Annotated in this window: 16 protein-coding genes; 8 read left to right on the forward strand and 8 right to left on the reverse strand. The window is 68.6% G+C overall.

All coding sequences use genetic code 11. The features are described from left to right. Nucleotides 1–189: 189 nt before the first annotated feature. The 3 genes from LT965_RS11915 to LT965_RS11925 all read right to left on the reverse strand — a co-directional run bounded on the left by LT965_RS11915 (nt 190) and on the right by LT965_RS11925 (nt 3,173). Nucleotides 190–915, reverse strand: a complete 726-nt coding sequence (locus LT965_RS11915) for a diphthine--ammonia ligase (protein WP_232701023.1) — start codon at nt 913–915, stop codon at nt 190–192. Nucleotides 916–954: 39 nt separating this feature from the next. After that, nucleotides 955–2,106, reverse strand: coding sequence for a DUF373 family protein (locus LT965_RS11920; RefSeq protein ID WP_232701024.1), 1,152 nt, complete (start codon nt 2,104–2,106; stop codon nt 955–957). Nucleotides 2,107–2,270: 164 nt separating this feature from the next. Further along, nucleotides 2,271–3,173, reverse strand: coding sequence for a coiled-coil protein (locus tag LT965_RS11925; protein WP_232701025.1), 903 nt, complete (start codon nt 3,171–3,173; stop codon nt 2,271–2,273). Between the two features lie 303 nt (nt 3,174–3,476). Between LT965_RS11925 and LT965_RS11930 the strand changes: the two genes are divergently transcribed. Next, a complete protein-coding gene (locus LT965_RS11930; RefSeq protein WP_232701026.1) occupies nt 3,477–3,890 on the forward strand; it encodes a DUF371 domain-containing protein in 414 nt (137 codons plus the stop codon). A gap of 55 nt (nt 3,891–3,945) precedes the next feature. Continuing rightward, nucleotides 3,946–4,761: an endonuclease III domain-containing protein gene (locus LT965_RS11935; RefSeq protein WP_232701027.1), complete on the forward strand. Its 816-nt coding sequence runs from the start codon at nt 3,946–3,948 to the stop codon at nt 4,759–4,761. 21 nt (nt 4,762–4,782) lie between these two features. On the opposite strand, the gene LT965_RS11940 is transcribed toward LT965_RS11935, so the two are convergent. The 3 genes from LT965_RS11940 to LT965_RS11950 all read right to left on the reverse strand — a co-directional run bounded on the left by LT965_RS11940 (nt 4,783) and on the right by LT965_RS11950 (nt 7,647). Further along, nucleotides 4,783–5,142, reverse strand: coding sequence for a DUF7522 family protein (locus LT965_RS11940; RefSeq protein WP_232701028.1), 360 nt, complete (start codon nt 5,140–5,142; stop codon nt 4,783–4,785). Nucleotides 5,143–5,238: 96 nt separating this feature from the next. After that, the gene (locus tag LT965_RS11945) at nt 5,239–5,661 is read right to left on the reverse strand and encodes a DUF7332 family protein (RefSeq protein WP_232701029.1); all 423 of its coding nucleotides are present in this window, start codon (nt 5,659–5,661) and stop codon (nt 5,239–5,241) included. A gap of 60 nt (nt 5,662–5,721) precedes the next feature. Next, nucleotides 5,722–7,647 (reverse strand): beta-CASP ribonuclease aCPSF1, encoded by a 1,926-nt coding sequence (locus tag LT965_RS11950; protein WP_232701030.1) that lies wholly within the window; start codon nt 7,645–7,647, stop codon nt 5,722–5,724. Nucleotides 7,648–7,913: 266 nt separating this feature from the next. Between LT965_RS11950 and LT965_RS11955 the strand changes: the two genes are divergently transcribed. Continuing rightward, nucleotides 7,914–8,396: a DUF7984 family protein gene (locus tag LT965_RS11955; protein ID WP_232701031.1), complete on the forward strand. Its 483-nt coding sequence runs from the start codon at nt 7,914–7,916 to the stop codon at nt 8,394–8,396. Between the two features lie 30 nt (nt 8,397–8,426). Beyond that, nucleotides 8,427–8,909: a cupin domain-containing protein gene (locus LT965_RS11960; protein ID WP_232701032.1), complete on the forward strand. Its 483-nt coding sequence runs from the start codon at nt 8,427–8,429 to the stop codon at nt 8,907–8,909. A gap of 54 nt (nt 8,910–8,963) precedes the next feature. Here the strand turns inward: LT965_RS11960 and LT965_RS11965 are convergent, their stop codons facing one another. Beyond that, nucleotides 8,964–9,113 (reverse strand): hypothetical protein, encoded by a 150-nt coding sequence (locus LT965_RS11965; RefSeq protein WP_232701033.1) that lies wholly within the window; start codon nt 9,111–9,113, stop codon nt 8,964–8,966. Between the two features lie 76 nt (nt 9,114–9,189). Here LT965_RS11965 and LT965_RS11970 point away from each other — a divergent pair, with 76 nt between their 5' ends. Continuing rightward, a complete protein-coding gene (locus LT965_RS11970) occupies nt 9,190–9,696 on the forward strand; it encodes an 8-oxo-dGTP diphosphatase (protein ID WP_232701034.1) in 507 nt (168 codons plus the stop codon). Here the strand turns inward: LT965_RS11970 and LT965_RS11975 are convergent. Continuing rightward, a complete protein-coding gene (locus LT965_RS11975) occupies nt 9,660–10,241 on the reverse strand; it encodes a DUF5789 family protein (protein WP_232701035.1) in 582 nt (193 codons plus the stop codon). The two genes, LT965_RS11970 and LT965_RS11975, sit on opposite strands and share 37 nt — an antisense overlap. Nucleotides 10,242–10,347: 106 nt before the next feature. Here LT965_RS11975 and proS point away from each other — a divergent pair, with 106 nt between their 5' ends. The 3 genes from proS to LT965_RS11990 all read left to right on the forward strand — a co-directional run bounded on the left by proS (nt 10,348) and on the right by LT965_RS11990 (nt 17,027). Further along, a complete protein-coding gene (gene proS / locus LT965_RS11980) occupies nt 10,348–11,850 on the forward strand; it encodes a proline--tRNA ligase (protein WP_232701036.1) in 1,503 nt (500 codons plus the stop codon). A 155-nt stretch (nt 11,851–12,005) separates the two neighbouring features. Next, on the forward strand, nt 12,006–16,463 hold the full coding sequence (gene gltB, locus LT965_RS11985; RefSeq protein ID WP_232701037.1) for a glutamate synthase large subunit: 4,458 nt from the start codon (nt 12,006–12,008) through the stop codon (nt 16,461–16,463). A gap of 66 nt (nt 16,464–16,529) precedes the next feature. Further along, nucleotides 16,530–17,027: a hypothetical protein gene (locus LT965_RS11990; RefSeq protein WP_232701038.1), complete on the forward strand. Its 498-nt coding sequence runs from the start codon at nt 16,530–16,532 to the stop codon at nt 17,025–17,027. Nucleotides 17,028–17,047: the final 20 nt, after the last annotated feature.

The following is a 17,047-nucleotide window of genomic DNA, read 5'->3' on the forward strand; positions in this document are numbered from 1 at the left end:
TACGAAGCCGAGACCAAGCCGGTCCGTGACCTGAAACGCTGCCGCGGGGTGTGGGGTGCCGTGCACCCATCGGGACGAGCGGTGGAAACCGCGAGCCGAGTAGTCGCGTGTCGCCCGCCTCGCGGAGTAAGTTGTTGCGACACCTGTTAGCCCCCAACGCGCGGCCGCCACCCGGTCGCCGTCTACCGTCTACGCCTCGCCCAGCCAGGCGTCCGTGATCTCGACGTGTCCACGGTCCCCCTCCCACACCGTCTCGTAGTCGAGTTCGATGCGCCGGTCCATGTGCGGGCCGTCGGTGACGAGCGTCTCGAACTCGCCGCCCTCGCCGAGCACGTGGACACCGTACTCCTCGTTGAGTTCCGCCAGTTCGTCGAAGGCGGTGGCGTCGAGGGTGCGGCCGAGCCACGACTCGTCGAGACCGTAGGCCGCCACCTGGACGACGCGGATCTCGAAGCCCGCGTCGAGCATCTCCTCGGCGAGTTCGCGCGCGTCGCGCCGCCACAGCGGCGCGAACAGGTCGCAGTCGAGGCGCTCGCACATCGCCTCGATGCGACTCGTCTGGAACTCGCTCTCGACGGCGCCCGCAGTGACGCCCGCGAGCCCACCGTCCAGATCTGCGGCGAGTTCGCCGAGCGCCGCTTCCAGTGGTTCGAGTTCGGTGTCCCCTTGCGCGCCGGCGTCGGTAGCGTCGCCCGCCGCGAAGTCCGCGGGCTCCACGTCCACGAGCGGGATGCCGACGCTCTCGGCAGCGAGGTCCGCCAGTCGCGTCGCCGGCACGTGGTACATGTAGGAGTCGCCGTCCGGGTGGACCGTCACGAGTCGGGCCACGTCTAGCTCCTCCTCCAGCGCGCGGTACAGCGCCCACGAGGAGTCCTTCCCGCCGGAGAACAGGCTCACCCACTGACCGTTGCTCATACCCCGGATTGCGCGTCGGCGTTGAAATGTCTCGCCTTTCTACTGCCGCTCGGCCGCCTCCTCGACGTCCTCGAAGTCCACGCCGCTGAAGTGCGTCGCGATGCGGATGCCGGCGACGCTGACGAGGACGCCGAACACGACGAACACGGCGAGCCGTTGCTCAGGGGTGAGCGCGAACTCGCGGACCGCCAGCGGGCCGAAGCGCATCGACGGCACCTCGATGGGGCCGAGACGACCCGCACGCTCCATGAAGTACGCCGAGAACCCACGCACGACGAGGCCCACCGCGAGCACGCCGAACGGGAGGTTGAGAAACGACGTCCGGACGCCGCCCTGCCGGATGAGTTCGTCGAACAGGCGACCCGCGCTCGCCGTGAGTGCACCCAGAGCCACCCACGGGATGCTGTAGTAGGTGAACGCCATCGCGGACAGCAACAGCGCCGTCTCGGCGGGGAGGTCGGAGACGCCGAGTGCGCCCGCGAAGACGCCGACCAGGGCGAGTCCCGCCGCCACGACGTACGTGACGATGGAGACGCGACCGGAGTACAGCGCGTCTCGCGCCTGTCCGGGAATCGCCGCGATGTAGTCGTCGACGCTCAGGCCCTTGTACAGCAGGAACAGTCCGATGACGGCGGTGATGCTGGCCGCGGCGACCGCGAGACTCCCGGTCGCGAGCATCAGCGCCGGGAAGACGAGCATCACGATGCCCAGCGGCACGAGGACGGTCTGTCGCAGCTCCTCGTCGGCGAGGAACTGCTTCAGCAGGTAGTACGTGGATTCGAGGTCGCGGGCCTGGCGGACGACGACGCGGTCGACGGCGTCGACCTGGAGTCGACTCTCGATGATGGGGACGAGCCGTTCGTCCTCGGCGCTGTCGATGACGACCACGGCCGAGTCCGGGTGGTAGCGCTCGATGAGGTCGTCCAGTTGCTCGGCGACCGAGCGGTCGGCGCTGACGCCGTCACCGTCGCCCGAGACGGCCGCGACGACGGCGTCGTCGTCGTCGTCGCGGAGGTCGCGGGTGACCCGGAGGGCCTCGAGGAGGCAGTTGACGCCGGAGTCCTCGGGGTCGGCGACGCCCATATCGGTGACGAGGGACTGTACCGCCTCCCAGCCGGCGACTGGCGTGCGTAGCCCGGTCTTGCGGGGGATGTCACCCGTCCGGTCGACGGAGACGACCAGCGTTCGCATCAGTCAGTCGAACGGTCACGCCGCCGGGATAAAAACCCCGCGCTGACGGCGCTACTGGCGGAGAGATTCGCCGTGGACGCCCCGGTCGAGACGCTGGACAGAAGAGACAGCGCAGCCGCTACGCGGTGTGAAATACGGAGAATCGGGTCGCGTCGATAGGGCGTCTACAGGTGGCCGGACTTCTGGAGCTTCCGGAGGTCCTCGGTGTCGAGGGTCTCGCCCTCCTTGAACCGCTCGTAGATCTCCTCGGCTTCCTCGCGTGCCTCCTCCTGTTCGGCGGCGCGCTCGTCCTTGCGGGACTCCTCCTCCTGCTTGTCGAGTTCGCGGAGGCGCTTCTGGACGCGCACGAACGCCTCGTGGTGGGCGTCGGCGGCTTCCTGGGCCTCGACGAACTTCTCGTGCATCTCGTCGGCCTCGTCCCGGATGTCGTCGGCCTCGCGGTAGGCCTCGATCATCTGGTTGTGGTGTTCCTGGGCCTTGTCCGCGAGCTCCGTCACCTTCTCGTGGTGCTCGGAGGCTTCCGCGCGGACTTCCTCGGCTTCGTCGACGAGCTCCTCGAGGTTGCCGGACTCGTCGAGTTTCTCCTTGCGGTCCTGGTACTCCTCGCGTTTGTCCTCGATCTTCTCGATGAGTTCGCGCTCGTCGTCCGTGGAGAGGACCTCAGTCTGCTGCTTGAACTCGAGTTGCTCGATCTCCTCTTTGAGCTCCTCGAGGTCCTTGCCCTCGTCGAGTTCGAGGTCCTGCTTGCGCTGCTCGACTTCGTCGAACAGTTCGTTCGCTTCCGCGTTCAGTTCGTTGCGGACCTCCTTGTGCTCCTGGACGCGCTCGTTGAGCTCGTCGCGCTGCTCGCGGTGTTCCTGGGCCTCGTCGACCTTCTCGCGGGTCGCGGCGTTGAGTTCGTCGCGCTCGGAGGCACGGGAGCTCGCGAGCTGGTTCAGTTCGTTCCGTCGGTCGCGGAACTGACCAGCGTTCTTGATGAGCTGTCCCTTGGATTTCTCCTGGAGTTCTTCGTCAGTAATGAGTTCTTCTGCGGTCGATACGTCGATAGTTTGTTCTTCCTCAGCCATTGTTCAAACCTCTATGCCATACTGCTGGAGCCCATCGCACAGCAGCCGCTCGGAGTGCGGTACTGTCCGGTCGGAAGGAGAACGTCCTGTCATTCTCTCTGAGCTGTGCGGTGAACGCTCGCAGCGTTCTGGTGACAGATAGTAGACTACCGCACTACTTAAAATTTGCGTGTGGTACGTGCCCGCAAACAGCTAGCAGACCGCCTCAGACGCGTGGCAACGGCTGACAGGGGTGGGTAGGGGTGTGATAAACCCCGCCTGCGGAACGCCGAGCACAAGTGGGCCGACGGCGTCGGTGCGCGTATGGAAGAAGTGGTGCGTGCCCACGGGCACGAGCACGTCGCCGGCGAGCACGCGAGCACCCTCGAACTGACGGCCGACGACTACCTGACTCCGGCGGGGGACTGCATCCTCGGCATCGAGGCCGACCGGACGCCGGCGGACTTCGATAGCGAGTTCGTCGCGGCCTGCTGCGACGAGGACGCCGAGATCACGCTCGTCCTCGAGGCCGGAGGCCACCGCGACACCGTCACGGGGCGCGGACACCCGGACCTCGAGTACACGAATGAGCGCAGTTTCGTCGCCCGCACGAGCACGTACGTGGACGACCGCACGGTCCTCGTGGACGCCGACAAAGCCGCGGAGGACGTCGACCGCGACCTCGTCGCCGCACTCGAAGAGGGCGCAGACCTCACGGCGACGTTCCGCGTCGCGTAGTCCCCGCCACACGTTCGGAGCCACCTTTTTCGCGCCCGCGCCCCGACCGACAGACATGGACGACGAACCCGCGGAGAACATCTCGGGCGGCGACGCCGGTGGTGGCCGCTTCACGGCGTTCGATCCGGGCGAGCACGCGACCCGCGCGGCGGCCGTCGTCGCGGAACTCGGCGACATCTACTGGGAGAAGACGTACGGGGGCAGGGACGCCTTCGAGTGTCTCGTCCGCACAGTCCTCAGCCAGAACACCAGCGACGTGGCGAGCCAGCCGGCTCACGACGCGCTGATGGAACGGTACGCAGCAAAGGAGGACGAGGATGCCGACCTCGCGCGCTCGCTCGCCGACGCCCATCAGGACGAACTCGCGGAGACGATCTCGTCGGCGGGGCTGTACAACCAGAAGTCCGGGACGCTGATTCGACTCGCGGCGCGGATCTGCGAGGAGTACGGGGGCGAAGCGGGTTTCGACGAGTTCGTCCGGTCGGAGGGCCCGGCCGTCGTGCGCGACGCGCTCCTCGACATGAAGGGCGTCGGCCCGAAGACGGCGGACTGCGTCCTCCTCTTCGCCGGGGGTCGCCAGGGCGTCTTCCCCGTCGACACGCACGTCCACCGCATCACGCGCCGGATGGGACTGGCGCCCGCCGCCGCCGACCACGAGGGCGTCCGCGAGGCGCTGGAGGCGTCGGTGCCGGCGGAGGCGTGCGGGTTCGGACACACGGCGATGGTCCAGTTCGGCCGGGAGTACTGCACGGCCCGCGAGCCCGCGTGTCTCGACGGTCCCGAGGCGTGTCCGCTGTACGACTACTGCGACCGTGTCGGCGTCGACGAACTCACGGGGGCGGTCGTCGACCCGGCGGTCGCCGAGGACTGACCCGCGCCAGCGGACTCGCGGTCAGCGGTGCTGCCAGCAGGTGTCCGTGAACGTCTTCAGCGAGAGGTCCGCCTCGGAGTCGATGCTGACGAACAGGCCGCGGTACTCCGCCTCCGAGAAGTGGAACGCCGTCACGGTCTCGAAGCGGTGCATCGAACAGCGGAGGTCGCCCGCACCGAACATGTCCTCGAGGTGGTCGCGGCTGATTCCCTCGAGGACGAGGTTCCTGTGGATGGCGTCTGCGCGCTCGCGGACGCGGGAGTCCACGTCGTCGCGGACGTACTGGACGTCGTAGCCGTCGCGGTCGTACTCGGCGACGACGCGGAGCGCGCCACCGGCTTCCGACTCGAGCGCCTCGACGAGCGCGTTCTCCCCGGACATGGTGACTGTTTGCGAACGGTACGTGTTGAAAGCTTGGGCAGACTCGGCAGATTCGTCGACGAACGCTCGGCGGTCGAGAGGCGGTCTCCGCCGGCGCTACCGGGAACTCCCGTCGATCGTCCGGTTGTCCTCGTAGTTGAAGTCCTCGCCGGCGGCCGGCCCGGTCGCGAGGAACGGGAGGTTGAGCTCCCACTCCGCGGTGATGGAGAACTGCGACAGCGGGTCCGAGAGGAACCCGCCCAGCGGGCCTACGCCGTCGAACTGCAACTGGACGTCGACGACGACGACGCGGATGTCCATCGCCGTGCCGACCGCGCTGAACCCGAAGTCGCCGGCGGCGCCGAGGTTCGTCAGCAGGTCGAAGTGCAGCCAGAACGTGATGTGTGGGCTCTCGCCACCGAGGTCGAAGCGGTGGCCACCGTCCCCCTCGACCGGGGGACCGGCCGCCGCGCCACCGACGAACGTCGACAGCACCACCATCGCCGCGAGGACCACGCCGACGCTACGCGTGCGACTCACGCACCGTGCTACTCCGAGAACGAACATAGTACTACCGCCTGAGGCGACCGGGTGAGCCGGTCAGATGAAGCGGAACGTCTCGAGGTTCTTCGGCGCGAACGTCCGCATGTTGAACTCGTGGTAGAGCGCACTGGAGAGGTCCTGGGTCGAACTCTCGTCGCCGTGGACGCAGAGCACCTTCTCCGGGCGGGGGTTCATCGTGCGGACGAAGTCCTCGAGGCCCTGCCGGTCGGCGTGGCCGGAGAAGCCGTCGACGGTCTCGACCTCCATGTTCAGGGAGAGCCGTTCCGTGCGCCCGCCGTCGCGGCTGTCCGGCATCGGAATCTCGTCCCAGCCGGACTGGATGCGGCGGCCGAGCGTCCCCTGGGCCTGGTAGCCGACGAACGTCATCGTGGAGTTCGGGTCCGGACCGATGTGCTGGATCCAGGACATGATGGGGCCGCCGGTCACCATCCCGGAGGTCGAGATGATGATGCACTCGTCGCCGTCGGCCACGTCCTGGCGTTCCTCCTCGCCGCCGTCGATGTGGTTGAACTGGGGCGCGAGGAACGGGTTCTCGTCCTCGTGGAAGATGCGGTCGCGGAGGTCGTCGCGGAGGTACTCGGGGTACGTCGTGTGGATGGCCGTCGCCTCCCAGATCATCCCGTCGAGGTGGATGGGCATCTCGGGGATGTCGCCCTTCCGCATCGCCTCCTCGAGGACGAGCATCATCTCCTGGGAGCGCCCGACGGCGAACGCCGGGATCAGGACCTTGCCGCCGCGCTCGTACGTCTCGTTGATGACGCGCTTGAGCTTCCGTTCGGAGTCCTCCTGGTCGGTCTGGTAGTCGTTGCGGCCGCCGTACGTGGACTCGAGGACGAGCGTCTCGACGCGCGGGAAGTCGTTGACGGCGCCGTTGAACAGGCGCGTGTCGTCGTAGTGGATGTCACCGGAGAACGCGACGTTGTAGAGGCCGTCGCCGATGTGGAAGTGCGTCACCGCGCTCCCGAGGATGTGGCCGGCGTTGTGGAAAGTGAGCTTCACGTCCGGCGCGATGTCAGTCACGTCGCCGTACTCCAGCGGGATGGTGTGCTTGATCGCCTCGCGGACCATCTCGGACTCGTACGGCGGCGATCGGCCCTCCTTGGCGGCGACGTCGAGGTAGTCGAGCGTGAGCAGTCCCATCAGGTCGCGGGTCGGCTCAGTGGTGTAGATGGGGCCGTCGTAGCCGTACTTGAAGAGGAGGGGGATGAGCGCGGAGTGGTCGAGGTGGGCGTGGGTCAGCACGACCGCGTCGATGGTGGCCGCGCCCGCGCCCAGTGCCTCCTGTACCTGGAGGTAGGGGACCTCGTCCTGGCTACCGGGTTTGTCGCCGCAGTCGATGAGGATGCGCGTCTCGGGCGTCGAGAGGATGAAGGCCGCGCGCCCGACCTCACGACAGCAGCCCAGCGTGGTGATGCGGACGTACTCGTCGTCGGACATCTGCTCGCGGTGGATCTGGCGGCCCACCCGTTCGAGGATGTCCCGGCGGTCGTCCCGCTCCTGTTTGAGGAAGTTCCGGACGTTCGACACCGTCGAGGACTCGATGGGCGGCGTCCGGACGACCTCGGGCGTCCAGCCCGCTGCTTCCGTGATCTCCCGGAGCGTCGAGCCGTGACGGCCGATGACCATCCCCGGCTTCTGGGCCTCGACGACGACTTCGCCGGTGTCCTCGTGGAAGTCGAGGTTGGTGACGCCCGCGTCCTCGGGGATGACGTCGAGAATCTTCTCCCGGGCGCGCTCCGGGTTCGAGAGGACCTCCGGGTCCGGGCGCACGGTGATACGCTTGCGCAGCTGGCTCGCCAGCTGGCGGATGAGGTTGCCGTCCTGGGCGAACTGCTTGGGGTCCCGGGTGTAGACGACGAGCTCGGGGCCCTCGTACTTCACGTCGGTGACAGAGATGTCCGGCGGAATCTCGTTGGCAATCTGCTCCTGTAACTCCTCTAACTGCTGGTCTACAGTGCTCATAGTCGATAGGTGTGCGTTCGGGAGTCCGCGAACCCCGGGCTACTGCCGTCTCTCCCTGGCCGGCACGCGCCGGCGGGCGAGTGGTCCGAAAAACGTGGTGTTCGAGCCCACAGTGTCGGCATATCAGTAGTGAGTGCGGCAGTCCCGGCCGAACGTCGGCCGGACCGCGGGGATCAGGTCACGAAAACCCGCTTACTCGGGGGTATACGTCCGGGATTATAAAAGCCTTCGCAAAGTTGGTAGGTGTCCAGACACCATCGAGGAGTATGGAACTCACGCCAGCGCGCGTCGTCAGGGAGTGCGAGTGGGTACACGACCGCGCCGACGTCGTCGTCCCGCTCGTTAACGACGTGCGGGCGTCACTCGGCGAGGCGTTCGAGACGGACGTGGCCAGCGTCACGGACGAACAGTACCACGAGGCCGTCGACGACGTGTTCGCCGACGGCGAGCGCGGTGTGAACGCCGCCGCGCTGGTCGCCATCCTCCGCGACCTCGACGTGGAGGGTGACTACCCCGGCTTCGTCGTGGACGAACTCCTCGGGCGGGAACTCGCCGCGATACTGGCTGGCGGACAGCCGCGCAGACTGCTCGCCGAGGCGACGTTCCACTTCGCGGACGTGACGACCGACGCCCCGGGCGAGGCGGGCCGCGACGACCTCGACGCGGCGCTCGCGGCGGGGTTCCAGACCCGGCTCCCGGGGTGGGCGTGGACCGAGTCCGAGAGCCCGTTCTCCGTCCCACGGGAGTAGACCTTTGGTCACGGCGCCTCCGTTCCCGACATGGAGCGAATCTCCGTCGACGAAGTCGAGAACCGACCGAACCCGCTCGGCGTGCACGGCGTCCGCCGCCCGGTGTCCCAGGCGCTCGACACCGATGACGTCGCGCTCGTGGTGTACGAACTGAAACCCGGCGAGCAGTTCTCCGGTGGCCTCCACACCCACCACGACCAGGAGGAGATATTCTACGTGCTCTCGGGGACCGCCACCTTTGAGGTCGGCACGGACCGCGAGGAAGTCACCGTCGAGGCTGGCGAGGTGGTCCGGTTCCCGCCGGGCGAGTTCCAGAGCGGACACAACCACTCCGACGAGCCGGTTCGCGCGCTCGTCGTCGGCGCGCCCGGCGCTCGCCACGACTGGGACGCGCTCGAGTCGATGGCGCCCTGTGCGGACTGCGGCGAGGAGACGAGCCACGCCGTCCGCCCGCCGGACGAGGACGGCGTGATGCAACTGGTCTGCAACGACTGCGGGACGGAGATGTTCTGAGGCTGGCGCTGGGGGTCGCGTCCTTCGAAGAAATGTGGACCGTGGTCGGAGGGGTTATTCGCCGAACTCGAGCTCCTCGTCGGGGAGTTCAGGGGCGTCTGCAGGTTCGTCTGTGGCCTCGAGGGTGCGCTCTACTTCCCGCTCGCGCAGTTGTTCGCGTTTCTTCTGGCCTTTCCGCTCGCGGCCACGCTTCGTGTCACCCATACCGTGGGCCATGTTCCCACGCCACTTAGTTCTCCCGCCGGCATCGTTATGTGAACGCCCGCAGAATGGGTCGGGAGTGCGCGAGGCCACGCTCTGTTATCCCGTGGACGGCGACCGGGTCCTCCTCATCGAGAAGAAACGCGGCGTCGGCGACGGACTGGTCAACGGCCCCGGCGGCAAACTGGAACCCGGTGAGACGCCACGCGAGTGCGTCGTCCGCGAGGTCCGGGAGGAGGTCGGTGTCGCGGTGGCCCCCGAGAAGGTCGGCGAACTCTCCTTCACGTTCGGCGACGACCCGTTCATGTTCGTCCACGTGTACCGCGCCGACGACCCCACCGGTGACCCGGTGGAGACCGAGGAGGCCCGCCCGATGTGGGTGCCCCTCGACGAGATTCCCTACAACCGGATGTGGGCGGACGACCGCTACTGGGTCCCCCACCTCCTCGACCGGACCACGTTCCGGGGACACGCCTACTTCGACGCGGACGGCGAGGAACTCCTCGACTGGGAGCTACGGACCGACGTCGCTCTCGACGAGTCGCGGCGCTACGCGCCCAGCCAGGAGTCGTCCCGGATCTCGTAGCCGTTGTTCCGGCAGAACTTCGTCGCGCGCTGGCGGGTGTTCCGCGAACTCGGCAGTCGCTCCCGATCGCGCATCTCCTCGACGATCCACGCCGTGATGAACGCGATCCCCTCGTCCTCGTCGTCGGCGTCGACGTTCTCCAGCGACCGGAACGTCTTCTTGTAGACGTCCCGGCGCTGCCGGAACTCCTCGCGGAGTCCCGTCTCCTCGCTGACCGCGTCGAGTCGGCGCAGCGACGCGGCGACGGACGGCCGCCGGAGCTTCTGGCGTGCGTCCTCGGGGGACTCGTACTCGTCGCGAACGGACTCCTCGACGACTTCCGCGACGGGGATAGCGTCGTCCTCGGTCTGTACATCGTACTCCCCGGCGGCCTCGACCACGCGGTCGGCCGGAGCGGGGTACTCTAGTTCCTCGAGTGCGTCGTCGAGTTCACGTGGCGGTTCTGTCTCGTGGAATCGAGCGAGTTCCTCGCGGGTGGCTCGTTCGATGTCGCGTCTGACCTCGTCGCGGGCCTGCTTGTCTCGTCCGTCTTTCGTGTCTCCCATGAGGTCACATTGGGCCGGGACGCGGATAACCCTGCGGCCGGTTCGCACGTTCGGCCCGGGAGACGCTTCACGGGATTTAAGAGCGCATCGGGCCGTTGTACACCTAATGAGCGACGAACAGGAACTCGGCATCACCGAGTCCAAGGAGCACAACCCCGGCGACTGGTACGCCGAGGTTGTGCAGAAGGCGGAGCTCGCGGACTACGCGCCGATGGGCGGTTTCATCGTCACGCGCCCGCGCGGGTACGCCATCTGGGAGGCGATCCAGGACAACCTCGACAGCTGGTTCAAGCAGACGGGCGTCGACAACGCGTACTTCCCGCTGTTCATCCCAGAGTCGTACCTCGAACGCGAGAAGGACATCGTCGAGGGGTTCGACCCCGAGGTGGCGTGGGTCACCCAGGGCGGCCACGAGGAACTGGAGGAGCGCCTCGCCGTGCGCCCCACTTCCGAGTCCATCATCGCGCCGTACATGGCCCAGTGGGTGCGCTCGCACCGCGACCTCCCGCTCCGACTCAACCAGTGGAACTCAGTGGTGCGCTGGGAGGCGACCGACACGAAGCCGTTCTTCCGCACGAAGGAGTTCCTCTGGCAGGAGGGCCACACCGCCCACGCCACCGACGAGGGCGCGTGGGCAGAGACGACGATGCGCCTCGACCAGTACCAGCGCCTCTACGAGGACGTCCTCGGCATCCCGGTGTTGCGCGGCCAGAAGCCCGACCACGACAAGTTCCCCGGCGCGGACACGACCACGACGGTCGAGGCGCTGATGCCCGACGGGAAGTCCGTCCAGGGCGGCACCAGCCACCACCTCGGACAGTCCTTCGCCGAGGCGTTCGACATCACGTACTCCGACGAGGACGAGGAGGACCGCACCGCCTACACCACGTCGTGGGGGCTCTCGTGGCGCGCCATCGGCGCGCTCGTCATGTCCCACAGCGACGACCAGGGCCTCGTGCTGCCGCCGACTGTCGCCCCCAAACAGGTCGTCATCGTCCCCATCTGGCAGGAGGACACCCAGGACGAGGTGCTGCAGTACGCCACCGAACTCGCGGCGGAACTGGAGGCCGCAGGCGTGCGCGTCCACCTCGACGACCGCGACGAACGCAACCCCGGCTTCAAGTACAACGAGTGGGAGCTGAAGGGCGTCCCGGTGCGCTTCGAGGTCGGTCCTCACGAGGTCGAGGACGGCGAAGTCACGGTGGTCCACCGTCCCGACGGCGAGGACAGCGTCGAGGACCGCGCGGACATCACGGCCTCGGTGTTCGAACACCTCGATGCGGTCTACGGGAAGCTCTACGACGCGGCCGCCGAGCGTCTCGACGAGAACGTTCGGGAGGCCAGCGACCGCAACGAGATCCTCGGCACCATCGGCCAGCACGGCGGCTACGTGAAGGCGCCGTGGTGTGGCGACGTCGACTGCGAGGCGGAGATCAAAGACCAGATCCACGCGGAGATCGTGATGGTCCCGCTCGGCGAGGAGTCCGCGGCCCGCGCGGCCTCCGAGTTCGACGGCGAGCGCGTCCCCGAACCCGACCACGAGGGCGAGGACTGTGCGGTCTGCGGTGAGGACGCCGAGCAGACGGCGTACTTCGCGAAGTCCTACTGAGGTCCCTCGGGGTTCTCCCTCGCTTCCGGTCTGTGTTACAGTCACAGAGTGACGTCACTGTCCGCCGGGGCTACCTTATGCGACCTTAGTTGTGTACATATTACCCTTAGCCATTCAGGGTCAGTGTTATGCGCCACGGAGCGTCCCGTGGGAACATGCACCAAGGCACGAACGGCAGTTCTCTTCTCGCGGACCCCGACGACGCCAGGTCGAACTGCGGCGTCGGCGTCGTCGTCGACCTCGACGGCGACCGCTCCCACCGCGTACTGGCAGACGCACTCACCGTACTCGAGAACCTCGACCACCGCGGCACGACGGGGGCCGAAGAGAACACCGGTGACGGCGCCGGCGCGCTCGTCCAGACGCCCCACGAGTTCCTCGCCGACGAGTTCGACGGTCTCCCGGAGACGTACGCCGTCGGCTCCCTGTTCCTCCCGCGGGACGCCGACGAGCGCGCCGCCGTCCAAGAGGCCATCGAGTCCGTACTCGCTGGCCGCGGCCTCACCGTCGAGGACTGGCGTGCCGTCCCGACCGACAACAGCGACCTCGGGCAGACCGCACTGGACGCCGAACCGCACGTCGCGCAGTGTCTCGTCCGGCCCGACGGCTGTACGGACTTCGAGAAGGCGCTGTACGTCGGCCGGAACGACGTCGAGGCCACCGTCGACCACGACCAGTGTTACGTCTGCTCGCTGGACGCCGACACACTCGTCTACAAGGGCCTGCTGAAGGGCGACCAGGTCGGCGACTACTACCCGGACCTCCGCGACGAGCGCGTCGAGACCGGGTTCGCGCTCGTCCACGCGCGGTTCTCGACGAACACGCTCGGCGCTTGGCACCTCGCCCACCCGTACCGGACCATCGTCCACAACGGCGAGTTCAACACCATCCAGGGGAACGTGAACTGGATGCGCGCACGCGAGGCGGACCTCGACAGCGCGGGCTTCTCCGAGGACGAACTCGCAGCCGTCCTCCCGGTCGTCGACGACCCCGAGCAGTCCGACACCGCGAGCGTCGACAACGCCCTCGAACTCCTCATGCAGACCGGCCGCTCGCTCCCGCACGCGCTCCGGATGCTCGTCCCCGAGGCGTGGCAGCGCGACGACCGGATGAGCGAGGCGCGCCGCGAGTTCTACGACTACCACGCGAGCCTCGTCGAACCGTGGGACGGCCCCGCGCTCGTCATCGGCACGGACGGCGACCGCGTCGGCGGCGTCCTCGACCGCAACGGCCTCCGCCCCTGCCGCTACGAGGTTCGGGCGGACGGCACGCTCGTGATGGCCTCCGAGCAGGGCGCACTCGACGGCGACGCCAGCGAGGTGACCGAGCGCGGCCGCCTCGCACCCGGGCAGCTGTTCCTCGCGGAACCCGGTCGCGGCGTCGTCGACGACGCCGACGTCTTCGACGAACTCACCGACGAGCGCTACGGCGAGTGGGTCGACGACCACCAGATCCTCCCGGAGACGGGCGGGGACGTCCTGCCGAGCGACCCGACCGACGACCTGCGCGCCACCCAGGCGCTGTTCGGCTACACCGAGGACGAACTGAACGAACTCGTCGCGCCGATGGTCGCCGACGGCAAGGACCCCGTGGGCTCGATGGGCGACGACGCGCCGCTACCGGGGCTCTCGACGTTCAACCACCCGCTGGCTTCGTACTTCCGCCAGCTGTTCGCGCAGGTGACGAATCCGCCGATCGACTACATCCGCGAGGACCTCGTGACGAGCGTGGAGACGCGACTCGGCCGCCAGCGCAACCTCCTCGCGGAGTCCCCGGAACACGCTCGGCAAGCCGTCCTCGACAGCCCCGTGCTCGCGGACGCCGACCTCGCGGCACTCCGGGACACGGACCTCCGGAGCGCAACCATCGACCTCGCGTTTGACGCCGAGGCGGACCTCGAGACTGGCGTCGAGGCCGTCCAGCGGGCCGCCGCGGACGCCGTCGAGGACGGTGCGGAACTGCTGGTGCTCTCGGACCGCGCCGCGGGCGAAGGATCACTCCCGATTCCGTCGCTGCTCGCGACGGGCGCGGTCCACCACCACCTGGTCCGCGAGGGACTGCGTGCCCGGGTCGGACTCGTCGTCGAAGCGGGCGACGTGCGCACCGTCCACCAGCTATGTGCCACGGTCGGCTACGGCGCGGGCGCGGTCAACCCCTACCTCGCCGTCGAGTCTGCCTGCGACCTCGTCGCGGGGCCGGACGGGGCGGCCCCCGAGGACGCCGTCTCGTCGTACCTCGGCGCGCTCGAAGACGGCCTGCTGAAGGTAATGTCGAAGATGGGCATCTCCACGGTCGCCTCCTACCAGGGCGCACAGATCTTCGAGGTCGTCGGCCTCGACAGCTCCGTCGTCGACCGGTTCTTCGAGGGGACCGCGAACCGGACGGAGGGCATCGACCTCGACGGGCTGGAGGCCCACCTCCGGGAGCGCCACGCGGCGGCGTCCGAGGACGAGGACGCATCCCTCGACCGCATCGGCGAGTTCGAGAACCGCACGTCCGGCCGGTTCCACCAGTGGAACCCGAAGACCGTCCACAGCCTCCAGCAGGCCGTCGAGCACGGCGACTACGGCGCGTTCGAGGAGTACGCGGCGCAGGTGAACGACCAGACCGAACAGCTCCAGACGCTGCGGGGTCTCCTCGACGTCGAGACGGGTGACCGCGAATCTATCCCCGTCGACGAGGTAGAGCCACTCTCCGCCATCGTCGAGCGGTTCTCGACGGCGGCGATGAGCCTCGGCAGCCTCAGTCCGGAGGCCCACGAGACGAACGCGGAGGCCGCGAACTCGCTCGGCGCGAAGGCGAACACGGGCGAGGGCGGCGAGCCACCGGAGCGCTTCGGCACCGACCGCGAGTGCAAGATCAAACAGGTGGCCTCGGGGCGCTTCGGCGTCACCTCGGAGTACCTCGCGGCCGCCGAGGACCTCCAGATCAAGATGGCCCAGGGGTCGAAGCCCGGCGAGGGCGGCCACCTCCCCGGGAAGAAGGTCAACGAGATGATCGCGGACGTGCGCTGCTCGACGCCGGGTGTCGGCCTCATCAGCCCGCCACCCCAGCACGACATCTACAGCATCGAGGACCTCAAACAGCTGATTCACGACCTGCGCGCGGCCAACCCCGACGCGCGCGTCCACGTCAAACTCGTCTCCGAGGCGGGCATCGGCACCGTCGCCGCTGGCTGTGCGAAGGCCGGCGCCGACTGCATCCACATCTCCGGGCACTCCGGCGGGACCGGCGCGTCCCCGAAGACGAGCATCAAGCACGCGGGGCTGCCGTGGGAGCTCGGCCTCGCGGAGGCGAACCAGCTGCTCCGCGAGACGGGGCTGCGCTCCCGGGTGACCCTCCGCGTCGACGGCGGCCTCAAGACCGGCCGCGACGTCGCCGTCGGCGCGCTGCTGGGTGCCGAGGAGTTCGCGTTCGGCACCGCGTCGCTCGTGAGCGCGGGCTGTGTGATGGCGCGCATCTGCGAGACCAACAACTGCCCCACCGGCGTCGCCACGCAGGACCCCGAACTCCGCGACCGGTTCCGCGGCACCCCCGAGAAGGTGGCCAACTACCTCACGTTCGTCGCGCGCGAACTCCGCGAACTCGCTGCCGAACTCGGCTACGAGACCATCGACGAGCTGGTCGGGCGGGTCGAGCACCTCTCCCAGCCGGAGTCCGACCACCCGGCCGGCCGCCACATCGACCTCTCCCGCGTCCTCGCGGCGCCGTCGGGCGACTCCCGGACGCGCACGCGGACGCAGGACAAGCCGGACGTGAGCCTCGACGAGGGCCTCCTCGACGCCGCAGCGCCGGCGCTCGAGGACGGCAGCGAGGTCGAACTCTCCAGGGAGATCGCCACCAGCGACCGCTCGGTGGGCGCGCGCCTCTCCCACGCGGTCAGCAGCGAACACGGCGGACGGGGTCTCCCCGAGGACAGCGTCCACGTCTCCCTCGACGGGAGCGCCGGGCAGTCCTTCGGTGCGTTCCTCGCGCCCGGCGTCACGCTCTCGCTGACCGGCGCCGCCAACGACTACGTCGGGAAGGGGCTCTCCGGAGGCACCGTCGCGGTCCGGACGCCACCGGAGGCGGGCTTCGACCCTGCGGCGAACACGCTCGTCGGGAACGTCGCGCTGTACGGCGCGACCGACGGCGAGTGCTACGTCAACGGCGTCGCCGGCGAGCGGTTCGCGGTCCGGAACTCGGGGGCGAACGCGGTCGTCGAGGGCGTCGGCGACCACGGCTGCGAGTACATGACCGGCGGCATCGTCGTCGTGCTCGGGGCCGTCGGCCGGAACTTCGCGGCTGGGATGTCCGGCGGCGTGGCCTACGTCTACGACCCCGGTGGCACGTTCGAGGAGCGCTGCAACACGGAGATGGTCGCCGTCTCACGCGACCTCTCGGAGGCCGACGAGGCTGCCGTCCGCCGCCTCGTGGAGAACCACGCCGCGCGCACGGGCAGCGACCGTGCGACCGCGCTCCTCGAGGACTGGGACGCCGCCGTCGAGCAGTTCGCGGCGGTGATGCCGGACGCCTACCGTGACGCCATCGCCGAGCGGCCGGAGGCAGACGCCCGCCGCTCGCTGCCCGAGCGTGCGGGATGTGGTCACTCGCTCGCCGGGAGCGCGGACTGAGGTCCGCACTCAAACCGGAGTTTTAGTCTCCCCAACACCTTTCGCCCGCCCGAACGACGGTCCACCGTGTCTCGAACGTACAGCCGCCGCGCAGTGCTCGGCGTCTTCGGCGTGGGCCTCGCGGCGCTCACCGGCGCGACCTCCAAACCCTCGTGTGCACCGATCACGGGGTCCGCGCAGGTGGCGTGTCGCGGTCCGCTGTCGCTGTCCGGGCCGTCGTCGGTCGAGCCGGCCGGCTCGAACCCGCGGTTCGTCTGCCGCAACGAGGGGGCAGCCGCGGTCCAGGTCGCGGCCGGCGAGTGGGAACTGTACCGGTACGGCGACGGCTGGCGACGGCACGCGGTGGGGCAGACGGGTGAGACCGAGACGCTCGGGGCGGGCGAGGAGACGGCGTGGGTCCTCCTCCTCCTCGACGACGGACGCGGACAGTCTCTGAGCACGGCGTCGACAACGACGCGGTACGTCGGTCCCGTCTCGGTCCGACCGGGCCGGTACGCGTTCGCCGTGCGCGGCGCGCACAGCGGCGCGCAGTTCGAAGCGACCGCCAGGTTCACCGTCGAATAGCCACCGCTTTTGTGGCGCCG

This window comes from Halobacterium wangiae (assembly GCF_021249345.1).
Classification (GTDB): Archaea; Halobacteriota; Halobacteria; order Halobacteriales; family Halobacteriaceae; genus Halobacterium; species Halobacterium wangiae.